The organism is Stenotrophomonas sp. YJH_SMC_64, from assembly GCF_059371375.1.
Genome location: NZ_JCAFUN010000002.1, coordinates 279123 through 298791 on the forward strand (window position 1 = coordinate 279123; position 19669 = coordinate 298791).

A 19669-nucleotide genomic window follows, 5' to 3' on the forward strand; every position below is an offset into this window, starting at 1 on the left:
CTCGACCATGCCTCCCGTCCCGCCCCGACCCGACGACGCCGACAACGTAACCCCACCGCCGCCGACCGACGCGGCGCCTGCCCCTACGCCGGTAGAACCCGCTGTCGCGCCGAAGTACCTCAAGCCCAGCGCGCGCAGCGTGGTGGTAATGGCGGTGGTGGCCCTGCTGGGCATTGCGCTGATCCTGCGCGCCTGGCACCTGTGGCCGTTCACCAGCAGCGTGATGGTGACCGACAACGCGTATGTACGCGGACAGATCACGGTGATGGCGCCACAGGTCAACGGCTATGTAACCGAGGTGCTGGTGAAGGACTTCCAGCACGTGAAGGAAGGCGAGCCGCTGCTGCGCATCGATGACCGCATCTATGCGCAGCGGGTCGCCCAGGCGCAGGCGACGCTGGACAGCGCACGCGCGGCCCTGGCCAACTCGGACCAGTCGCAGGCGCAGAACCGTGCGCAGATTGCCTCCGCCCGCGCCACGTTGTCGGCCGGGCAGGCGGAGCTGCAACGCTCACGCAACGAGACCAAGCGCTACGAGGAACTGGCTGCGCAGCAGCTGGTGTCGATCAACGATCGCGACAAGTTCCGCACCGCGCAGGCCTCGGCGCAGGCCAGCGTGCAGCAGTCGCAGGCGCAGATCCGCATCGCCGAGGAGACCCTGGTATCGACCCAGGTAGCGCGCAAGAGCCTGGAGGCCCAGGTGGAGAGCGCGCAGGCGCAGCTGGAACTGGCGCGCATCGATCTGGCCAACACGGTGATCCACGCGCCGCGCGACGGCCAGATCAGCGAAGCCAGCGTACGCGTGGGCCAGTACGTCGCCGCCGGTTCGCAGCTGCTGTTCCTGGTACCTGACACGCTGTGGGTGGTGGCCAACTACAAGGAAGGCCAGACCTGGGGGATGGCGATCGGCCAGCCGGCCACGTTCTCGGTGGACGCGTTCCAAGGCCAGGTGCTGCGGGGCCGCGTGCAGGAGATCGCGCCCGCCACCGGGTCGGAATTCAGCGTGCTGCGCCCGGACAATGCCAGCGGCAACTTCACCAAGGTGGTGCAGCGGCTGCCGGTGCGGATATCGATCAACAAAGGCCAGAAGCTGGCCGCGCAGCTGCGCCCCGGCATGTCGGTGATCGTGCGGGTGGATACCCGGTCCAAGCCGATGGAGTAGGACGCAGGCCCTGTCGCACCGATATGAAACGGGGTCAGATCCCTTTGCCACTGGCAAAGGGATCTGACCCCGTTTCCAAAATGCCGGCCAGCGGCCGGCACTACCGATCCGTTAGCCGGCGCAGCGCGCGCAGAGGCCATGCACTTCCAGGGTCTGCGCCTGCGGTTGGAAACCCAGCTCCTTGGCACGCTTCTCCAGCTGGGTGACGATCTCGCGGTCTTCCAGCTCCACCGCGCTGTGGCAGCTGTTGCAGATCAGGAACGGCACCGAATGCGCGGCGCTGCTGGGATGGTGGCAGGCCACGAAGGCATTCACCGATTCCAGCTTGTGCACGAAGCCATTGGCCATCAGGAAGTCGAGGGCGCGGTACACGGTGGGCGGGGCGTCAGCACCCACGCCCTTGCCGTTGCGCACCCACTCCAGCAGCTCGTAGGCCTTGACCGGCTTGCCGGCCTCGGCGATCAGCTTCAGTACGTTGGCGCGGATCGGGGTCAGGCGCAGCCCGCGTTCGCGCGAGACGCGCTCGACCACCGCCACGAAGTCCGATGCGTCGTGGACGTGGTGGTGCGGGGCGGTACAGGCGGTGGCGGTCTTGGCGGGCATGCGTGTTCTCCGGTTCGGGCCTGGCAAGGATGCCTCAGGCCGTTGCTACCTTGGTGATGGCCACATCAATGCGTTTCAAGGCCTGCTCGCGGCCGGCCAGGTAAACGGTATGGGAAATGTCAGGACTGACCTGGGTGCCGGTGATGGCCACGCGCAGCGGCTGGGCAACCTTGCCCATGCCGATTTCCAGCGCTGCGGCCGCGTCGTGCAGGGCGACGCCCACCGACTCGGCGGTCCATTCCGGCAGGGCGGCCAGCAGCTCGCGGGCCTTGCCCAGCGCCACCTCGGCACCGGCCTTGAAGTGCTTGGCTACCGCCGCTTCGTCGTACTCGGTCAGCGGCTGGTACCAGACCACGGCCTTCTCGGCCATTTCCTTCAGGGTCTGCACGCGTTCACGCAGGGCGACCACCACGTCCTCCGGGGCCGGGCCAGCGGCCACGTCCAGGCCCAGCTTCTGCAGCTGGTAGACCAGGTGCGGCACGATCGCGGCCACGTCCTCGGTCTTCAGGAAGTGCTGGTTGACCCAGCCCAGCTTGGCCATGTCCAGGCGCGAGGCCTTGGAATTGCAGTCCTTCACGTCGAACAGCTCGATCAGCTCCTGGCGGCTGAACAGCTCCTGGTCACCGTGCGACCAGCCCAGGCGGGCCAGGTAGCTCAGCAGCGCATCGGGCAGGTAGCCGGCGTCCTTGTACTGCATCACGTCGGCCGCGCCGGTGCGCTTGGACAGCTTGGCGCCCTGCTCGTCCAGGATCATCGGCATGTGGCCGAACTTCGGCACAGGCGCACCGATGCCTTCGTACAGGTTGATCTGGCGCGGGGTGTTGTTGATGTGGTCGTCGCCGCGGATGACCTCGGTGATGCCCATGTCCCAGTCGTCCACCACCACCGCGAAGTTGTAGGTGGGGTAGCCGTCCGGGCGGAAGATGACCATGTCATCCAGCTCGCTGTTGGCGATCTCGATGCGGCCCTTGATCAGGTCGTCGAACACCACCGTACCTTCCAGCGGGTTCTTGAAGCGGATGACGCGGTTCGGATCATCCCTGCGCGGCAGGCCCAGGTCACGCGCGGCTCCGTTGTAGCGCGGCTTTTCCTGCCTGGCCATGGCGGCCTCGCGCATCGCGTCCAGCTCTTCGCGGGTCTCGTATGCGTAATACGCCTTGCCGTCGGCCACCAGCTGTTCGGCCACTTCCAGGTAACGGGCGACGCGGTCGGTCTGGTAGATCGGGCCTTCGTCATAGTCCAGGCCCAGCCACTCCATCGCCTCCAGGATGGCGTCGATCGCGCCCTGGGTGCTGCGCTCACGGTCGGTGTCCTCGATACGCAGCACGAACTCGCCGCCACGGTGGCGGGCCTCCAGCCAGCAGTACAGCGCAGTGCGGGCACCACCGATGTGCAGGTAGCCGGTGGGACTGGGGGCGAAGCGGGTGCGGCAGGTCATGGACGGCTCGAGGAACGGGAATCCCCCGATTTTACCAGCCCTCCGCCCCCGACGGAAAAAGGGGACGGAGGGGATTAAGTCGCGATTGCCCAGCCTGGGGCGCTGCAACCGGGAAACGGAGGGGAGAAACGACTTAATCCCCTCCGTCCCCTTTTACGGTTCCACCTTGCGCGGGAACGGCTGCTCGCGCATCGCGGCGTTGTAGGCGAACGAGGCGACGATGGCTGCGGCCTGCTTCAGGTCTTCCGGTTCGGCGTGGTCCCAGGTGTCCAGGTGGCTGTGGTGGACATTGGTGAAGTAGTCCAGCCGGTCCTGGATGAACTGGAAGCCCGGCAGGCCGATGCGGTCGAAGCTGATGTGGTCGGTGCTGCCGGTGTTGCGGGTGGCCACGGTGGTGGCACCCACGTCATGGAACGGCGCCAGCCAGGCTTCGAAGATCGGCATCGCCGCAAGGTTTTCCTGCGCATAGATGCCGCGGAAGCGGCCCGAGCCGTTGTCCATGTTGAAGTAGACCTGGAACTTGCCGTAATCGCGGGTCTTCTGCAGCGCGCCGGTGGGCTCGCGCAGCGAGGCCGGCAGCGCCTTCTGCGCCGGGTCGGTGGGTTCCGGGAAACGACCGAAGTGCTTGGCCACATAAGCCTGCGAGCCGATCAGGCCCTGTTCCTCACCGCTCCACAGCGCCACGCGGATGGTGCGCCTGGGCTTGGCGCCGGTGGCCTTGAGGATGCGCATCGCCTCCATCATCACCGCCACGCCAGCCGCGTTGTCGGCCGCACCGGTACCGCTGTGCCAGGAATCCAGGTGCGCGCCGATCATCACCACTTCATCGGGTTTGCTGCTGCCACGGATCTCGGCCAGCGTGTTGTAACCGGGCTGGTCGGCCTCATCGGTGAAGCGTGCTGCCACATCCACGCGCAGGCGCACCGTCTGCTTGGCCTCCAGCGCGCGCACCAGCGGATTGAAGTGCTCGCTGATCATCGCCAGCTCGGGGATGCCCACCGACTCGCCGGCCTTGCGCGAACCACCACCGGCAACGCGGATGATGCCGTTGTCCCAGCTGCTGATGCTGATCGAGGCCAGCGCGCCTTCTTCCACGAAGAACGCATTGACCTTGGTCGCCAGCTGCTGGCGTTCCTGGTACTCCTTGACCCGCTTGGCGCGCTCGGCGGTGGCGTCCTTGTCCTTGGGCAGGGTGAATTCCTGCAGGCCTTCCAGCGAGGTGGCGTCGTGGCGATGCGAATCCGCCTCGGTGCCGCGCTTGTACTCGCGCGCCTCGCCCAGCAGCAGGATCTTGCCGCGCAGCTTGCCGCGGTACTTCTCGATGTCTTCGGGCTTCTTGATCTCGACCTGGACCAGCTCGCCTTCAACCGGCCCCTTGGTGCCCGGCGTCCAGGCCTTGGGCAATGCATGCAGCGGCTGCACGCGGTCGCCCAGCATCTCCACGCTCGCCGAAGTGAACTCCCAGCCGCGCCCGAAGTCGTCGAAGGCCTCGTCGTGGACGTTGTCCAGCTTCCATTCGTTGAACTTGCCGCGGGTCCAGGCGTTGGCGCGACCCATGGCCGGCGAGTTGGTCAGGCGCGGGCCGATGCGCTCGGTGAGATAGCTGAAGGTGTCCATCACCTGCGAACGGTGGAAGGCCTCCTGGCGGATGCGGCTGACCATGTCCAGGTCCACCGTCTCGCGCTGCTGCGCTCCTGCGTTGCCACCCATCGCCAGCGCTGCGGCCAGCATGCCCCACTTCAACACATCGCACCCCTGCCCTTCGGCTCGATCATCAACTCGTCGAGTCTAGCCAGCGGGGGCGCGGGGATACCGTCCCATCGGTCATGGGCGGGATGGAAGCGTGCGAACCAAGGTTCGCACCCACAGGAGAGTGGTTGGTTCGCACCTGCCACGCCACATCACCCACTCCATCCCAGCCACAACTGCGCCCGTTCCGGCAGCAGCAGCAACCAGTGCCGCCGGTCGATGCTGCTGCAGCCGTACACCGCCGCGTGTGCCGGCCAGTCATCCGGAAGGCCACCGATACCGATCTCGGCCAGCGCCTCCGCCCCGGCCTTCCATGGCCGGTAGCGCGGCACCCGGCCAGCCACCGCGCCGCGTCCCTGCCGCGCGCCCTGCAGCCAGCGCAATCCCTGCCCCTGCAATCCTTCGCAGGTCACCGCCGCCAGCTGGAAGCGGACCAGGCCGGGGGCGATCCGTGCCCCCGGCAGGGCCGCCAGCACGCCATGTGCCTGCAGCAGCGCATCCACTTCCAGCAGGGCCGGAATGCCCTGCCGTGCCCGTTGCCGCAATCCCTGGCGCCAGCCCATGGCCTGCTCCTTACTTCAGTTCCGCGCCGAGCGCGTACCAGTCGACCCGGCGGGTCACCCACATCGCCAGCGCCAGGATCACGAACAGCAGCAGCGAACCCATCAACAGCGCGTTGTTCTCCGACACCAGCAGGCCATACAGCGCGCCGTACAGCACGGTCAGCAGCGCAGCGAAGCCGAGGCCGCGCTTCCAGTGGCCCAGCACATTGGCCAGGTACACCGCCTGCAGGCCGATACAGGCCACCGCCGAGACCAGATAGGCCTTCCAGAACGCGATGTGCTCGGACAGGCTGATCAGCAGCAGGAAGAAGATCGCCAGCGCCAGGCCCACCATCAGGTACTGCAACGGGTGGATACGCAGCGACTTGATCAGCTCGAACAGGATGAAGCCGACGAAGGTGAGCAGCACGAACAGCACGCCGTATTTCGAGGCACGGTCGGCCTGGGTGTAGGTATCGACCGGATCGACCAGCGACACCGTCACCGCCTGCGATTCGACCGCACCATCATTGCGCAGCTGGCGCTGGGCATCGGAGGCCAGCGAGGACACCGCCCAGCGTGCATCGAAGCCCTGCGCATCAACGCGTCGCTCATTGGGCAGGAACGCCCCGCTGAACGACGGGTGCGGCCAGCTCGAACGCAGCGCGATATGCGTATCGTCGCCCACCGGCACCACCGACAGCATGCGGCTGCCGTCCAGGCGCAGTTCCAGCTCCACGGTGCTGGCGGCCAGCGTGCCGCCGTGGTCTTCGGCAAACCCGATCACCGGTGCATGCAGACCGCGGCCGACTTCGCTGGCAGCGCCCACGCCGGGCAGCAGCCGCAGCTGCTTGCCATCCACGCGCAGATTCGGCGTACCGACCAGGCCACGCACATCGGAAATGCCCACGGCTACATACGGCTGGCCGTAACTGCGGCCGGCCTTCACCGGATAGTCGTCTTCGGCGAACGTCGCCTTCATCTGGCCGTTCCAGCTGTAGACCGGCACCTTGAACAGCCCGACCTCACGCTGGCTCGGCAGCATCTCACCGCCCACCTCCAGCGACGCCGGCATCTGCAACCAGTGCCCCTCGGTGACCTGCACCTCGGTCTTCTTGACGCCCAGCGGATCGACCAGTTCAACCTGCTTGCGCTCCACCCACGGCACCACCCGCACCGGCCCGACCAGCTGCTGCGCACCGGCGCGGCTGTCGGCCACCCGCGAGAAGGCCTCATCGCGGTACGCACTGCGTTCGTTGATGACCCCGCGGATCATCGTCAGCGGGATCAGCAGCAGCAGGATCAGCCCGCCGACAATGGCGAACCGCAGCAGCATCTTCAGGGATTTCATGGTCCATCCTCGTTGGAGAGGACTGCAGGATGGACCGCTGCAGTGAGCAGGGTTTGTGGCGAATTTGAAGCGAGTGTGAAGTCAGCGGCGCGGGCGCTGGCCCGGTGTACCCAGCGGCAACCACAGGCTGGCTACGGTACCGCCGCCGTCGCGTGCATCGACATTGGCGCGCCCATCGTGCAGGCGCGCGACCTCCCGCACGAACGGCAGGCCCAGGCCGGAACTGCGCCGCCCGCTGCCGGGGCGCGCCAGCGAATAGAAGCGTTCGAACACCCGCTCACGCGCGTAGTCGGGAATGCCGGCGCCACGGTCGGCCACCTGCAGGCGCACGCCCTGCCCGTCCACCTCGGCCTGCAGCGCGATCTCCGCGCCCGCCGGCGAGAAGGCAATCGCGTTGTCGATCAGGTTGTGCAGTGCCTGTCGCAGCAGGTAGCCGTCGCCCTGCACCTGCAGGTCGGGCACGCTGCCGATGCGGACCTGCACGCCCGCCGCTTGTGCGCGCACCTGCGCGGCAGCGGCCGCATCGGCCAGCAATGCCGGCAGCGCGATCCGGTCGCGGGTCTGCAGCCAGCCGTGCTGTTCCACTTCAGCCAGTGCCAGCAGCTTGTCGATGGTCTCGGTCAGCCGCTCCTGCTGGTCGACAATGCTACGCGCGAAATGCACGCGATCGGCTTCGGGCAGCGGCTCCTGCAGCAGCTCGGCGGCACCGCGGATGGCCGCCAGCGGGCTCTTCATCTCATGCGTCAGCGACTGCACGTACTGCTCGACGTAGGCCTTGCCTTCCAGCTTGCGGCGCATTGTTTCCAGCGCCTGGCCGAGATCGCCGATCTCGTCGCGGCGGCGGCGCGGCGGCGGCACCGGTTCGCCGGCGCTGACCGCACGCGCATAGCGGCTGAGCTGGCCGAGGCCGGTGGTCAGCCACATCGTTACCAGCACACCGACCAGCGCCGACAAGCCGATCAGCCAGGCCCCGCGCTCGATGATGGCGCGCTGGCTGGCGGCGATGAACGGATCGATGCTGCGGTTGGGCTGGGCCAGGCTGAGCACGCCGATCAGGGTGCGGCCATCGGCCGGGTCGTATACCGGCGCCGCCACATGCATCACCGTATCGCCTTCCTCGCCCGGAATCTCGGGGCTGGAACGGGCGCCGTACTCGCCACGCAGGGTGCGGTAGACATCATTCCAGCGCGAGTTGTCGCGCCCCAGATCGCGGCCCAGCGAGTCGTAGATGACGATGCCCTTGGCATCGGTGATGGTCACCCGGTAATCCAGCGAGCGCTTCGGGAAGCGCCAGACCATCGCCTTCAGGTCACGCTGGCGTGCCTTGGCGAGGTTGCGGGTGAAGCTGCCGCTGCGGATGGTGCCGGCCTTGACGTCGGCGGCGGCCATTTCGGCCAGCACGTTGGCCGCATCGACCAAGGTCGATTCCATCGCCTGGCGCACACCGGGCTTCACTTCGTTGACGAACACGCGCATCACGAAGAACGCCGCGATGCCGGTGATCAGGAAGAAGCCCAGGAACAGCTTCAGTACCAGGCGCATCGGCTAGACCTCCAGCGCGTAGCCAAGGCCACGGTGGGTACGGATCGGGTCTTCGCTGGCACCGGCCGCGCGCAGCTTGGCGCGCAGCGTCTTTACATGCGTATCAACGGTGCGGTCGGCGCTGTCGGCGCTGCTGTCCCAGCCACGGTCCATCAGCTGGGCACGGCTGAGGATGGCACCGGGTCGCTGCAGCAGCGCCTCCAGCAGCGCGTACTCGTAGCGGGTCAGGTCCAGTGCCTGGCCACGGAAGCGGATGCGCCGGCCTTCGCGGTCGATGGCGAACGCGCCATGTTCCTGCCAGCCTGCATCGGCGCTGGGCGCTGCGATGACCGGCGCCGCACGGCGCAGGCGTGCACGCACCCGCGCCACCAGCTCGCGCGGCGAGAACGGCTTGGTCATGTAGTCGTCGGCGCCCAGTTCCAGGCCGAGCACCCGGTCCACTTCATCGTTGCGGGCGGTCAGGAAGATCACCGGCAGCTGCGCCACCGGCCCGGGCTGCGCGCGCAGCCGTCGGCAGACCTCGAAGCCGCCCAGGTCGGGCAATCCCACGTCCAGCACCACCACGTCGATATCCCCGGCCTGCAGCCGCTGCAGCGCCTCCCCGCCCAGCAGGCAGTGGCTGGCGGCATAGCCCTCGCTGCGCAGCGCATAGAGCACGGTTTCGGCGATGGCGGCTTCGTCCTCGACTACCAGGACATGGGCAACGGGAGCTGTCATGGCGCGCAGCATAGCCGCTGCGGCCGCCGCCCCGTACACTGCCGCCCATGAACTATCGCCACGCCTTCCATGCCGGCAACCACGCCGATGTGCTCAAGCACATCGTCCAGCTGGCCCTGATCGACAGCTTCAAGCGCAAGGACAGCCCGTTCTTCGTGCTCGACACCCACGGCGGTGCCGGCCGCTACCTGCTGGCCAGCGAAGAGAGCCGCAAGACCCTCGAGGCCGAATCCGGGATCATGCGGCTGATGGCCCAGCCCAAGCTGCCGGAGGTAGTCGAGCGCTACCTGAAGGCGGTCCAGGCCGACAACCCGGTGGGCGCGCTGACCAACTACCCGGGCTCGCCGCTGCTGAGCGCACAGGCGATGCGTGCTCAGGACCGCATGGCGGTCTGCGAGCTGCAGGAAGCCGAAACGGCCACGCTGAAGGCCCTGTTTGCCCATGACAGCCGCGTCGATGTGCGCGCTGGCGATGGCTATGCCCTGCTGCGCTCGCTGCTGCCGCCGAAGTTCAACGGCAGCAAGATCGGTCGTGGCCTGGTGCTGATCGATCCGCCGTACGAGGCGCAGGACGCCGAATACCAGAACATCCTGGCTGCCCTGGCCGAGACCCTGGCACGCTGGCCGCAGGCCACCTGTGCGGTCTGGTTCCCGATCAAGCAGCGCCGCACCATCCTGCATTTCCTGCGCAAGGCCACTGCCCTGCCGGTCAAGTCGGCGATGACGATCGAGTTCCTGGTGCGCCCGGACGACTCGCCGCTGCGCCTCAACGGCAGCGGCATGCTGCTGCTCAACCCGCCGTGGCAGTTCGACCGGGTGGTCGGCCCGGCCCTGCCGGCGCTGCGCCAGCACCTGGGCGAACCGGGGGCCAGCACCCGCCTGGATTGGCTCAAAGCCCCCGAATAACGGCCTTCACGAGGCTGTACCGCCGTGAGCCTTTCGTTCACGGAATGCAGCCCCGGTGATGCCACAATCGATGGACCACCAAGGAATCACCCGGTATGGCCACTCGCAACCGCATGCCGCCCTGGCATGAGATCTTCAAGGCTCCCAGCGGCCACGAGCTGCTGATCCGCCCCATCCGCCCGGAAGACGGCGCACCGCTGCAAGCGGCGTTCAGCCTGTTCGGGCCGGAAGAAATCCGTGATCGTTTCCTGCAGGCGGTGACCGAGCTGTCACCGGAAACCACCCAGCGCCTGACCCACCCCAATCCCAAGACCGAGATCACCCTGGTCGCAGCCGAGTCCCTGCCCGCTGGCGAAGCGGTGGTCGGCGCGGTCGCCCGGGCCTCGATCATCCCCGGTACCCGTGAAGCCGAGTACGCGATCCTGATCAGCCGCTTCCTCATTGGCCAAGGCCTGGGCCGGCAGCTGATGCGCAAGCTGGTGAAGTGGGGCCGCGGCAAGTACCTCGACCGCCTGTACGGCGACGTTGCCGCCGAGAACGAGCCGATGAAGCAGCTGGCCGCCTCGCTGGGCTTCAAGCCGGTGCCGCACCCGACCGGTGCCGAAGGCCTGGTGCGGATGGTGCTGGAGCTGGACAACTGACGGATGCGCCGGGCCCTGCCCGGCCATGCCTCCCGGTAGTGCCGGCCGCTGGCCGGCATTGTGTTCCCCCAACGGCACGTGAGGCCGTCGGCAAACGGCCGGCACGACCCACCGGGCTTCGATCGGGCTTCTGCTAAAATCCGGGGTCCATGTCGCGTACCTCATACCCCGCCCCGCCGCTGCCGCGCGCCGGCCAGCTCCGCGCCTGGTGGCGCGCCCCCGCCTCGTCGACCGCCCTGGCCTGGTACCTGGCCCAGGCCGCGCGTGCGCATGACGCCCCGCTGCTGGTGATCGCCCGTGACAACCACGGTGCCAACCAGCTCGAAGCCGACCTGCAGACCCTGCTTGGCGGTGACCCGGCCCTGCCGGTGGTCGCCTTCCCGGACTGGGAAACCCTGCCCTACGACCGCTTCAGCCCGCATCCGGACATCATCTCGCAGCGCTTGTCCGCCCTGCACCGCCTGCCGGCGCTGAAGCGCGGCCTGGTGATCGTGCCGGTGCAGACCCTGCTGCAGCAGCTGGCCCCGCGCAGCTATGTGATCGGTGGCAGCTTCGACCTGAAAGTGGGCCAGCGCCTGGACCTGGAAGCCGAGAAGCGTCGCCTGGAAAGCGCCGGCTACCGCAACGTGCCGCAGGTGATGGACCCGGGTGACTTCGCGGTGCGCGGCGGCCTGCTCGACGTGTTCCCGATGGGCGCCGACGAGCCGCTGCGGGTAGAACTACTGGACGAGGACATCGACTCGATCCGTGCCTTCGATCCGGAAAGCCAGCGTTCGCTGGACAAGGTCGAGGCGGTGCACATGCTGCCTGGCCGCGAAGTGCCGATGGACGAGGCCAGCATCGCACGCGTGCTGGCCACGCTGCGCGAGCGTTTCGATGTGGATACCCGGCGCAGTTCGCTGTACCAGGATCTGAAGTCCGGGCTGGCCCCGGCCGGCGTCGAGTACTACCTGCCGCTGTTCTTCGAACGCACCGCAACCCTGTTCGACTACCTGCCCGACGGCAGCCTGCCGGTGGTCTGTACCGGTGCGTATGAAGCGTCCGTCGCGTTCTGGGCGCAGACCGCGGACCGCTATGAGCAGCGCCGCCATGATGTGGAGCGCCCGCTGCTGCCGCCTTCGGCGTTGTACCTGTCGCCGGAGCTGCTGCGCGAGCGCCTGAACGATGCCCCGCGCATCGAGGTGTGGTCGGCTGACCACGCGCGCATCGCCGATGCCCATGCGCTGGGTGACCAGCCGCTGCCGCCGCTGCCGGTGGCCGCGCGCGAGGCCCCCGCTGGCGACGCGCTGAAATCCTTCCTCGGCCACTATCCGGGCCGGGTACTGATCGCCGCCGATTCGCCCGGACGTCGCGAGGCCCTGCTGGAAGTGCTGCAGGCCGCCGAACTGAAGCCGCCGGTGGTGGCCGACCTGCCCAGCTTCCTCGCCGACGATGCGCGCTTCGCGATCGCGGTGGCACCGCTGGAAGATGGCTTCGCACTGGACGATCCGCGCATCGCGGTGCTGACCGAGCGCCAGCTGTTCCCCGAGCGCGCCGGCAGCACCCGCCGCACGCGTCGTGCCGGCCGCGAGCCGGAAGCGATCATCCGCGACCTCGGCGAACTGACCGAGGGTGCACCGATCGTGCACGAGGACCATGGTGTCGGCCGCTACCGTGGCCTGATCGCGATGGACGTCGGCGGCATGCCCGGCGAGTTCCTCGAAATCGAATACGCCAAGGGCGACCGCCTGTATGTGCCGGTCGCCCAGCTGCACCTGATCAGCCGCTACTCCGGCGCTTCAGCGGAAACCGCGCCGCTGCATTCGCTCGGTGGCGAACAGTGGAGCAAGGCCAAGCGCAAGGCCGCCGAAAAGGTTCGCGACGTCGCTGCCGAACTGCTGGAGATCCAGGCCCGTCGCCAGGCGCGTGCCGGCCTGGCACTGCAGGTGGACCGTGCGATGTACGAGCCGTTCGCAGCCGGATTCCCGTTCGAGGAAACCCCCGATCAGCTGGCCGCCATCGACGCCACCCTGCGCGACCTCGCCAGCAGCCAGCCGATGGACCGTGTGGTCTGCGGCGACGTCGGCTTCGGCAAGACCGAGGTGGCGGTGCGTGCGGCATTCGCCGCCGCCAGTGCCGGCAAGCAGGTGGCCGTGCTGGTGCCGACCACGCTGCTGGCCGAACAGCATTACCGCAACTTCCGCGACCGCTTCGCCGATTACCCGCTGAAGGTCGAGGTGCTGTCGCGCTTCAAGAGCACCAAGGAGATCAAGGCCGAGCTGGAAAAGGTCGCCGCCGGCACCATCGACGTCATCGTCGGCACCCATCGCCTGCTGCAGCCCGACGTGAAGTTCAAGGACCTGGGCATGGTCATCGTCGACGAAGAGCAGCGTTTCGGCGTGCGCCAGAAGGAAGCCCTGAAGGCGCTGCGCGCCAACGTGCACCTGCTGACCCTGACCGCCACGCCGATCCCGCGCACCTTGAACATGGCCATGGCCGGCCTGCGTGACCTGTCGATCATCGCCACGCCGCCGCCGAACCGGCTGGCGGTGCAGACCTTCATCACCCAGTGGGACAACGCGCTGCTGCGCGAAGCCTTCCAGCGCGAGCTGGCACGTGGCGGCCAGCTGTACTTCCTGCACAACGACGTGGAAAGCATCGGCCGCATGCAGCGCGAGCTGTCCGAGCTGGTGCCGGAAGCGCGCATCGGCATCGCCCACGGGCAGATGCCCGAGCGCGAGCTGGAAAAGGTGATGCTGGACTTCCAGAAGCAGCGCTTCAACGTGCTGCTGTCGACCACGATCATCGAATCGGGCATCGACATCCCCAACGCCAACACCATCATCATCAACCGCGCCGACCGCTTCGGCCTGGCCCAGCTGCACCAGCTGCGTGGCCGCGTGGGCCGTTCGCACCACCGTGCCTACGCCTACCTGATCACCCCCGACCGCCGCGCGATCACCCCCGACGCTGAGAAGCGCCTGGAAGCGATCGCCTCGATGGACGAGTTGGGCGCCGGCTTCACCCTGGCCACGCACGATCTGGAGATCCGCGGTGCCGGCGAACTGCTCGGCGAGGACCAGAGCGGGCAGATGGCCGAGGTCGGCTTCAGCCTGTACACCGAGCTTCTGGAGCGCGCGGTACGCAGCATCAAGCAGGGCAAGCTGCCCGACCTGGATGCCGGCGAGGAAGTGCGTGGTGCCGAGGTCGAGCTGCATGTGCCGGCATTGATCCCGGAAGACTACCTGCCGGACGTGCATACCCGCCTGACCCTGTACAAGCGTATTTCCAGCGCGCGCGACAGCGATGCGCTGCGCGAACTGCAGGTGGAGATGATCGATCGCTTCGGCCTGCTGCCGGATGCGGCCAAGCACCTGTTCGCCATCGCCGAGCTGAAGCTGAAAGCCAACGCGCTGGGCATCCGCAAGCTGGACCTGGGTGAGAACGGTGGCCGCATCGTGTTTGAGTCCAAGCCGAACATCGATCCGATGGCGGTGATCCAGCTGATCCAGAAACAGCCAAACCTCTATGCCATGGAAGGGCCCGACAAGCTTCGCATCAAGCATCCGCTGCCGTTGCCGGAGGACCGCTTCAACGCGGCCCGCGCCCTTCTGACCACCCTCGCCCCGGGTTGATCGCCCCCGAACACCCCGCACCGGTCCCCACCCGGTGCGGGCGGATGACCATGTTTCCTGACGCCGTACCCGCCCCCGACCTGCTGCATGCACAGGCCTGCCTGATCGATGCCCTCTCGATGTCGCTGCAGATGCGCGACGCTTACACCCGCCACCATTGCGACCGCGTTGGCCTGCTCGCGCAGCGCCTGGCCACGCACTGCGATCTGGATGACGAGGCCAGTGCGCAGATCGGCCTGGCCGCACGCTTCCATGACATCGGCAAGATCGGCATTCCCGATGAGGTGCTGCTGGCCCCGCGCCGGCATACCGACGAGGAGCGCGCGATCATGCGCGAGCATCCGGTGCGCGGTGAACACATCTTCCTGGCCACTGGCCGCAGCGACGCGGCACCGGTTGCGCGGCTGATCCGCGCCCATCACGAGGCGTTCGATGGCAGTGGCTATCCCGATGGGCTGCGCGGCGAGAGCATTCCGTTGGGCTCACGCATCGTCACCGTTGCGGATGCCTATGACGCGATGACCAGCGTGCGTCCCTACCGTGCCGCGATGGAACACGAGACGGCACTGCGCATCATCGACGAGCAATCCGGTGGTCTGATCGACCCTTACGTTCTGCAACGCTTCCATCGCCTGCTGGCGCAGGAACCTGAGCTGGCCTGAGATCTCCCCGCACGTGAAACGACCCGGCGGTAGAGTCGACTGTTAGTCGACTGCTCCACGGATCGAAAAAATCCCGCGCTGCGCGCGATAGTCGACCAACGGTCGACTCTACCAAGCGGACTCCGTCGAACCGGTTGGTCGACTCCCGGCACGTCAAACGACCCGCCGGTAGAGTCGACTGTTAGTCGACTGCTCTTCGTCCAGATCGAGAAAATCCTGCGCTGCGCGCGATAGTCGACCAACGGTCGACTCTACCAAGCGGATTCCGTCGAACCGGTTGGTCGACTCCCGGCACGTGAAACGACCCGCCGGTAGAGTCGACTGTTAGTCGACTGCCCTTCGTCCAGATCGAGAAAATCCCGCGCTACGCGCGATAGTCGACCAACGGTCGACTCTACCAAGCGGATTCCGTCGAACCGGTTGGTCGACTCCCGGCACGTGAAACGACCCGGCGGTAGAGTCGACTGTTAGTCGACTGCTCTTCGTCCAGATCGAGAAATCCCGCGCTGCGCGCGATAGTCGACCAACGGTCGACTCTACCAAGCGGATTCCGTCGAACCGGTTGGTCGACTCCCGGCACGTGAAACGACCCGGCGGTAGAGTCGACTGTTAGTCGACTGCTCTTCGGATCGAGAAAATCCCGCGCTGCGCGCGATAGTCGACTGACAGTCGACTCTACCCGTCCCCTCATCGCTGTCGGCCTGAAAAACAAAAGGCCCGGCGCTCGCCGGACCTTTCGCATCACGCATCACGGGTGATCGGTTACCAGATCACCACGCGCTTGTCGTCGGCACGCACCATCGCGTCGCCTGCCTTGCACTGGAACGCCGCAGCGAAGGACGGCATGTTCGACGGTGCACCGTTGGCTCGGAAGTTGGCCGGCGCATGCGGGTCGGTGTTCAGGCGTACGCGCAGCTCACCGTCGGTGAAGTTGCGGCGCCACACGGTGGCCCAGTTCATGAAGAAGCGCTGGTCCTGGCTGTGGCCATCCACTTCCACATTCGCCTTCGGGTCTTCCTTCAGCGCCATCTGCAGTGCGTCGTAGGCCACGGTCAGGCCACCCAGGTCGCCGATGTTCTCGCCCAGGGTCAGCTTGCCCTTCACGAACACGCCCGGCACCGACTCGTAGCCATCGAACTGTGCAACCAGCTGGTCGGTACGCTCGGTGAAGGCCTTGCGGTCGGCGTCGGTCCACCAGTTGTCGAAATTGCCGTTGGCGGCGAACTGGCTGCCCGAGTCGTCGTAGCCGTGCATCATTTCGTGGCCGATGACCGCACCGATGCCGCCGTAGTTCAGCGCCGGATCGGCCTTGGCGTCGAAGAACGGCGCCTGCAGGATCGCCGCCGGGAACACGATCTCGTTCTTGGTGGCGTTGTAGTAGGCGTTGACCGTCTGCGGGGTCATGCCCCACTCGGTCTTGTCCACCGGCTTGCCGATCTTGTCCAGCATGTAGCGGTAGTTGAACGCACGCGCTGCCTGCATGTTGCCCACGTAGCTGTCGCCGTTGGTCTGCAGGCCCGCCCAGTCACGCCACTTGTCCGGGTAACCGATCTTCGGGGTGAAGCTGGCCCACTTTTCCAGCGCCTTCTTCTTGGTTTCTTCGCCCATCCACGGCAGCTGCTCCAGGCGCGCCTTCAGCGCCTGCGACAGGTTCTCCACCAGGTGCTGCATGGCCACCTTCGACTCGGCCGGGAACACGGCGTCGACGTACAGCTGGCCAAGGGCTTCACCCATGCCACCGTTGACCGACTCCAGCACGCGCTTCCAGCGCGGCTGCATTTCCTGCTGGCCGCGCAGGGTCTTGCCATAGAACTCGAAGTTGGCCTTCTCGAACTGGCTGCTCAGGTACGGCGAGGCGTCGTCGATGGTGTGGAAGCGCAGGTAGGCCTGCCAGGTGCTGGCCGGCACATCGGCCAGCATCTTGTCCATTTCACCGAAGAAGCCCGGCTGGGCCAGCGAGAACTTCTGTGCGGCCGGCACCTTCAGGGTGTCGAACAGCGCGGTCCAGCTGAAGTTCGGGGTCAGCTTGTCGGCGTCTGCGGCGCTGAGCGGGTTGTAGCGCTTGGCCGGGTCACGCATTTCGATGCGCGACATCGAGGCCTTGGCCAGGCGGGTCTCAAAGGCCATCACGGCCTTGGCCTGCTCGGCGGCCTGCGCGGCGTCCACGCCGGACAGAGTCAGCACCTGCGCGATGTAGGCCACGTAGGCGTCGCGGATCTTGGCCTGCGCATCGTCGAAGTAGTAGCCCTTCTCCGGCAGGCCCAGGCCGCCCTGGCCGACGTAGGCGATGACGTTGGCCGAATCCTTGTAATCAGCATTGGCAAACAGCGAGAACAGCACGCCCTTGCCCTCGGCCTGGCTGTCGCGCAGGTACTGAGTGATGGCGGCGGTATCGTTCAGCGCGGTGATCTTGTCCAGCTGCGGCTGCAGCGGCGCGAGGCCGGCGGATTCGATCTTGGCTTCGTCATTGCCGGTCTTCCAGATGTCACCGATCTTGGCTTCCACCGAGCCGGCCTTGGCCTGGCTGGCGGCGGCCTGCTGCACCAGCGCGTGCTGCACTTCCAGCGAGCGCTCGCGCAGGATCTCGAAGCTGCCCCAGGTGGTCTGGTCACCCGGCACCGGGTTGGCCTTCAGCCACTTGCTGTTGACGAAGCCATTGAGGTCGGTACAGGCCGAGATGGCCGGATCGAGGTCGGCGCTGTTGAGCGAGATCAGCGGCGTCTTGATCTGCGACAGGTCGAAGGCCGGCTTGGCGTCGGCACCGGCCGCCGGTGCGGTTTCGTTCTTGCCACAGGCCGCCAGCGAGGCAGCGATGGCGATGGTCAGGCCCAGCGGGACCAGGTTGCGGACGTTCATGAGGCTCTCCTGCGGGTAATTTCACAGGGTAGCCGGGGAGGCCCACGACAGGGACCGGCCAAAGGTCACAGGGGGAACGCCCGTGGTCGCAAGCGGATGTGTGCAGACCGTTGGTCCGCACACACACCCAGCAGAAGAATACTCACCAACGGTGGGTATCTACTTATTTCGCCTTGCCCTGGTTGGCCACGGCTTCAGCAGCCTTGCGCGCCGCTTCCGGGTCGCCCAGGTAGCGGAACGACTGCACCGTCAGGTCGTCGTTCAGTTCGAACAGCAGCGGGATGCCGGTCGGGATGTTCAGCTCGAGGATTTCCTCGCGCGAGACATTGTTGAGGTACTTGTACATCGCGCGCAGCGAGTTGCCGTGGGCGGTGACCAGCACGGTCTTGCCGTCCTTCAGCTGCGGCGCGATCGCGTCGTGCCAGTACGGCAGCACGCGATCCAGGGTGGTGGCCAGCGATTCGGTGCCCGGCAGCGCGTTGCGGTCCAGGCCGGCGTAGCGGCGGTCATGGATCGGGTGGCCCGGATCTTCCAGCTCCATCGGCGGCGGCGGGATGTCGTACGAACGGCGCCACACCTTGACCTGCTCCTCGCCGTGCTTGGCGGCGGTCTCGGCCTTGTCCAGGCCCTGCAGGCCGCCGTAATGACGCTCGTTGAGGCGCCAGGACTTGTTCACCGGCAGCCAGTCCTGCTCCAGCTCGGCCAGTGCACCCTGCAGGGTGTGGATGGCGCGCTTGAGAACGGAGGTGTGGGCGACGTCGAACTGCAGGCCTTCCTCACGCATCAGACGACCGGCGGCGGCCGCTTCCCGGCACCCCTGCTCGGTCAGGTCGACATCGACCCAGCCGGTGAAGCGGTTGTCCAGGTTCCACTGGCTCTGGCCATGGCGCAACAGTACGAGTTTACGGGTCACTGCAGGGTCTCCAACGCGAGGAAAGGCAGGCCGCCATTGTAGCCCCGGCCGCCACTCACCGGGCCGTGGCGCCACCCATGCGATGCTGTGGCCAATGAATACGGTGATCGACCCCGGGCGCTGGGAAGGAAGCGTCGCCGCGGCCCGCGCGCAGCAGCTCCAGCTGGCCGGCCGCGTGGAGCGCCAGGACCGCCTGCCCAACGACGTGCGCTGGCTGGCCGGGCTGGATGTGGGCTTTGAGGACAACGGTGCCACCACCCGCGCCGCAGCGGTCCTGCTGGATGCGAAGACATTGCAGCCCGTGGCGCAGGAAATAGCGCGCATTCCCACGGTGATGCCGTACATTCCCGGCCTGCTCAGCTTCCGCGAGCTGCCAGCGTTGTTGGCCGCGCTGGCACTGCTGCCGCGGGCGCCGGATCTGGTGTTCGTCGATGGCCACGGCATCAGCCATCCGCGCAGACTGGGCGTGGCCGCGCATCTGGGCGTGGTCACCGACCTGCCGAGCATCGGCGTGGCCAAGTCGAAACTGGTGGGCCGGTTCGTCGAACCAGGTGCCGAAGCAGGCGCGCATACGCCATTGATGGACGGTGACGAGCAGCTCGGCTGGGTGCTGCGCAGCAAGGTGCGCTGCAAGCCGCTGTTCGTGGCCGGCGGCCATCGGGTCAGTGCCGATACCGCGCTGGACTGGGTGCAGCGCACGCTGCGCGGTTACCGGCTGCCGGAACCGACCCGGCTGGCGGATCGGCTGGCCTCGCGACGGGACGAATGACCTTCGCTGTTCTCGACGGATGCAGCCTGCACGGTCGCGTCGGGACGACAGGGTAGAGTCGACTGTCAGTCGACTAACGCGCGCAGCGCGGGCTTCGTCGCAGCCTCGCCGGAGAGCAGTCGACTGACAGTCGACTCTACCAAGGCGGTTTCGCCCGGTCGGTTTCATCCATGCGGTTTCGCCCGACCGGTTTCACCCGATCCGC

General features: G+C 67.1%; 15 protein-coding genes. 6 read left to right on the forward strand and 9 right to left on the reverse strand.

Features of this window, described 5'->3' with window-relative positions; all coding sequences use genetic code 11:
- Positions 1-7: 7 nt before the first annotated feature.
- Entirely contained in the window at positions 8-1162 is a 1155-nt protein-coding gene (locus tag AC5P9L_RS02985) for an HlyD family secretion protein (protein WP_262101709.1), read from the forward strand.
- Positions 1163-1273: 111 nt separating this feature from the next.
- Here the strand turns inward: AC5P9L_RS02985 and AC5P9L_RS02990 are convergent, their stop codons facing one another.
- The 7 genes from AC5P9L_RS02990 to creB all read right to left on the reverse strand — a co-directional run bounded on the left by AC5P9L_RS02990 (position 1274) and on the right by creB (position 9116).
- A complete protein-coding gene (locus tag AC5P9L_RS02990) occupies positions 1274-1765 on the reverse strand; it encodes a Fur family transcriptional regulator (protein ID WP_004150412.1) in 492 nt (163 codons plus the stop codon).
- Between the two features lie 34 nt (positions 1766-1799).
- Complete coding sequence (gene gltX / locus AC5P9L_RS02995) at positions 1800-3203, reverse strand: glutamate--tRNA ligase (RefSeq protein ID WP_012479577.1); 1404 nt, start codon at positions 3201-3203, stop codon at positions 1800-1802.
- Between the two features lie 153 nt (positions 3204-3356).
- Complete coding sequence (locus AC5P9L_RS03000; protein ID WP_049397508.1) at positions 3357-4934, reverse strand: M20/M25/M40 family metallo-hydrolase; 1578 nt, start codon at positions 4932-4934, stop codon at positions 3357-3359.
- Positions 4935-5104: 170 nt separating this feature from the next.
- On the reverse strand, positions 5105-5515 hold the full coding sequence (locus tag AC5P9L_RS03005) for a hypothetical protein (protein ID WP_012479575.1): 411 nt from the start codon (positions 5513-5515) through the stop codon (positions 5105-5107).
- Positions 5516-5525: 10 nt separating this feature from the next.
- Positions 5526-6845: a cell envelope integrity protein CreD gene (gene creD, locus AC5P9L_RS03010; protein WP_227415600.1), complete on the reverse strand. Its 1320-nt coding sequence runs from the start codon at positions 6843-6845 to the stop codon at positions 5526-5528.
- An 81-nt stretch (positions 6846-6926) separates the two neighbouring features.
- A complete protein-coding gene (gene creC, locus AC5P9L_RS03015; protein WP_227415599.1) occupies positions 6927-8387 on the reverse strand; it encodes a two-component system sensor histidine kinase CreC in 1461 nt (486 codons plus the stop codon).
- A 3-nt stretch (positions 8388-8390) separates the two neighbouring features.
- Positions 8391-9116, reverse strand: a complete 726-nt coding sequence (gene creB / locus AC5P9L_RS03020; protein ID WP_227415598.1) for a two-component system response regulator CreB — start codon at positions 9114-9116, stop codon at positions 8391-8393.
- A 35-nt stretch (positions 9117-9151) separates the two neighbouring features.
- Between creB and AC5P9L_RS03025 the strand changes: the two genes are divergently transcribed.
- The 4 genes from AC5P9L_RS03025 to AC5P9L_RS03040 all read left to right on the forward strand — a co-directional run bounded on the left by AC5P9L_RS03025 (position 9152) and on the right by AC5P9L_RS03040 (position 14926).
- On the forward strand, positions 9152-10009 hold the full coding sequence (locus tag AC5P9L_RS03025; RefSeq protein ID WP_005408683.1) for a 23S rRNA (adenine(2030)-N(6))-methyltransferase RlmJ: 858 nt from the start codon (positions 9152-9154) through the stop codon (positions 10007-10009).
- A gap of 95 nt (positions 10010-10104) precedes the next feature.
- The gene (locus tag AC5P9L_RS03030) at positions 10105-10650 is read left to right on the forward strand and encodes a GNAT family N-acetyltransferase (protein ID WP_004150340.1); all 546 of its coding nucleotides are present in this window, start codon (positions 10105-10107) and stop codon (positions 10648-10650) included.
- Positions 10651-10799: 149 nt separating this feature from the next.
- Complete coding sequence (gene mfd / locus AC5P9L_RS03035; RefSeq protein ID WP_062607465.1) at positions 10800-14264, forward strand: transcription-repair coupling factor; 3465 nt, start codon at positions 10800-10802, stop codon at positions 14262-14264.
- Positions 14265-14308: 44 nt separating this feature from the next.
- Positions 14309-14926, forward strand: a complete 618-nt coding sequence (locus tag AC5P9L_RS03040) for an HD-GYP domain-containing protein (protein WP_005412694.1) — start codon at positions 14309-14311, stop codon at positions 14924-14926.
- Between the two features lie 762 nt (positions 14927-15688).
- On the opposite strand, the gene AC5P9L_RS03045 is transcribed toward AC5P9L_RS03040, so the two are convergent.
- Positions 15689-17782, reverse strand: coding sequence for a M13 family metallopeptidase (locus AC5P9L_RS03045; RefSeq protein ID WP_495230537.1), 2094 nt, complete (start codon positions 17780-17782; stop codon positions 15689-15691).
- Positions 17783-17945: 163 nt separating this feature from the next.
- Entirely contained in the window at positions 17946-18695 is a 750-nt protein-coding gene (gene gpmA / locus AC5P9L_RS03050; protein WP_138969740.1) for a 2,3-diphosphoglycerate-dependent phosphoglycerate mutase, read from the reverse strand.
- Between the two features lie 94 nt (positions 18696-18789).
- Between gpmA and nfi the strand changes: the two genes are divergently transcribed.
- Positions 18790-19464, forward strand: a complete 675-nt coding sequence (gene nfi / locus AC5P9L_RS03055) for a deoxyribonuclease V (RefSeq protein ID WP_049397958.1) — start codon at positions 18790-18792, stop codon at positions 19462-19464.
- Positions 19465-19669 lie beyond the last annotated feature (205 nt).

Coding starts and splice junctions, on each gene's coding strand:
- AC5P9L_RS02985 (WP_262101709.1), top strand. CDS start 8: ATGCCTCCCGTCCCGCCCCGACCCGACGACGCCGACAACGTAACCCCA.
- AC5P9L_RS02990 (WP_004150412.1), bottom strand. CDS start 1,765: ATGCCCGCCAAGACCGCCACCGCCTGTACCGCCCCGCACCACCACGTC.
- gltX (WP_012479577.1), bottom strand. CDS start 3,203: ATGACCTGCCGCACCCGCTTCGCCCCCAGTCCCACCGGCTACCTGCAC.
- AC5P9L_RS03000 (WP_049397508.1), bottom strand. CDS start 4,934: ATGCTGGCCGCAGCGCTGGCGATGGGTGGCAACGCAGGAGCGCAGCAG.
- AC5P9L_RS03005 (WP_012479575.1), bottom strand. CDS start 5,515: ATGGGCTGGCGCCAGGGATTGCGGCAACGGGCACGGCAGGGCATTCCG.
- creD (WP_227415600.1), bottom strand. CDS start 6,845: ATGAAATCCCTGAAGATGCTGCTGCGGTTCGCCATTGTCGGCGGGCTG.
- creC (WP_227415599.1), bottom strand. CDS start 8,387: ATGCGCCTGGTACTGAAGCTGTTCCTGGGCTTCTTCCTGATCACCGGC.
- creB (WP_227415598.1), bottom strand. CDS start 9,116: ATGCTGCGCGCCATGACAGCTCCCGTTGCCCATGTCCTGGTAGTCGAG.
- AC5P9L_RS03025 (WP_005408683.1), top strand. CDS start 9,152: ATGAACTATCGCCACGCCTTCCATGCCGGCAACCACGCCGATGTGCTC.
- AC5P9L_RS03030 (WP_004150340.1), top strand. CDS start 10,105: ATGGCCACTCGCAACCGCATGCCGCCCTGGCATGAGATCTTCAAGGCT.
- mfd (WP_062607465.1), top strand. CDS start 10,800: ATGTCGCGTACCTCATACCCCGCCCCGCCGCTGCCGCGCGCCGGCCAG.
- AC5P9L_RS03040 (WP_005412694.1), top strand. CDS start 14,309: ATGACCATGTTTCCTGACGCCGTACCCGCCCCCGACCTGCTGCATGCA.
- AC5P9L_RS03045 (WP_495230537.1), bottom strand. CDS start 17,782: ATGAACGTCCGCAACCTGGTCCCGCTGGGCCTGACCATCGCCATCGCT.
- nfi (WP_049397958.1), top strand. CDS start 18,790: ATGAATACGGTGATCGACCCCGGGCGCTGGGAAGGAAGCGTCGCCGCG.